The sequence below is a fragment of the Paraburkholderia phymatum genome (assembly GCF_040965635.1).
GTDB lineage: Bacteria > Pseudomonadota > Gammaproteobacteria > Burkholderiales > Burkholderiaceae > Paraburkholderia > Paraburkholderia phymatum_B.
Window position 1 is genome coordinate 1 of the sequence record NZ_JBFRCH010000102.1, and the last position, 1200, is coordinate 1200.

Consider the following 1200-nt stretch of genomic DNA (forward strand, 5'->3'; position numbering starts at 1 on the left):
TTAAGGCAATGCTGATCAAGTCCACCACTCATGGCTGTCATGCGTTATAGCGTGGACATGCGACGGTAAAACCAAAAACGATGAAGCAACTGACACTGGCGATGGCGGTCGATCAATGCGCGGGATTCGGAGCGCAGCGCAAACCTACGCGACGCGAAGCGTTTCTCGATGAGATGAACAGGCTCGTGCCGTGGGCCGAACTGTGCGTGGTGATCGAGCCGTATTACCCGAAACGCGGCAACGGTCGCCCGCCGATCGCGATCGAGCGCATGTTGCGGATTCATTTTGTGCAGCACTGGTTCAACCTTGCCGACCTTGCGTGCGAAGAAACGCTGTACGACAGCCTCAGCCTGCGCCGTTTTGTGGGCATTGACCTGGGCAGCGAAACCGTTCCAGACGCGACGACGCTGCTCAAATTCCGGCACCTGCTTGAAGAGCACAAGCTGGGCGAGCGAATCTTCGCCGAGGTGGGTCGGGTGTTGCAGGCACGCGGAGCAAAGCTCAAGAGCGGCACGATTGTAGACGCCACGCTGATCGGCGCGCCTTCTTCGACGAAGAACAGGGAGAAAGCGCGGGACCCTGAAATGCATCAGACGCGTAAAGGACAGCAGTGGTATTTCGGCATGAAGCTTCATGTCGGCGTGGATAGCCAGAGCGGACTGACGCATAGCGCCGTCGTCACGGCGGCCAACATGCACGACAAACACCCACTGCCGCAGCTTCTGCATGGCCAGGAGCAGCGGGTCTATGGCGACAGCGCGTATGCAAGCCAGAAAGCGCTGATCCATGGCAAGGCCCCAAAAGCCCGCGACTTCACGAATCAGCGCACGCGCCGCAAGGACAGCGTCGATGAAGTGGCGCGTCGCAAGAACCGCAACAAGTCGAGGATTCGCGCCCGCGTCGAACATGTGTTCGCCGTGCTCAAACGGTTGTGGGGTTTCACGAAGGTGCGCTATCGGGGTCTGGCGAAGAACGCCAATCGCGCCTTCGTTGCACTCGCGCTGGCGAACCTCTACCTGTCGCGAGGCCGATTTACGGGGCAGGTGCGCCCGTAATGGGCGAAACACGGGCGAAAAGCCCGCGCAGAACGCCTGCGGCGCGGTAAAACGAAGCGGAACGACCATCTTCATTGGTTATTCAGAAAGTTTACGCATGCTCAACCGCGCTCAGTCGCGTTTACACGGCTTGATCAGCATTGCC

General features: G+C 59.3%; 1 protein-coding gene. It reads left to right on the forward strand.

The features are described 5' to 3' along the window. Positions 1–80: 80 nt before the first annotated feature. On the forward strand, positions 81–1055 hold the full coding sequence (locus tag AB4Y32_RS40335) for an IS5 family transposase (protein ID WP_368726566.1): 975 nt from the start codon (positions 81–83) through the stop codon (positions 1053–1055). Positions 1056–1200 lie beyond the last annotated feature (145 nt).

What these genes read in the sequence shown, in the direction of transcription:
- AB4Y32_RS40335 (WP_368726566.1), top strand. Translation starts at nt 81, where the DNA reads ATGAAGCAACTGACACTGGCGATGGCGGTCGATCAATGCGCGGGATTC.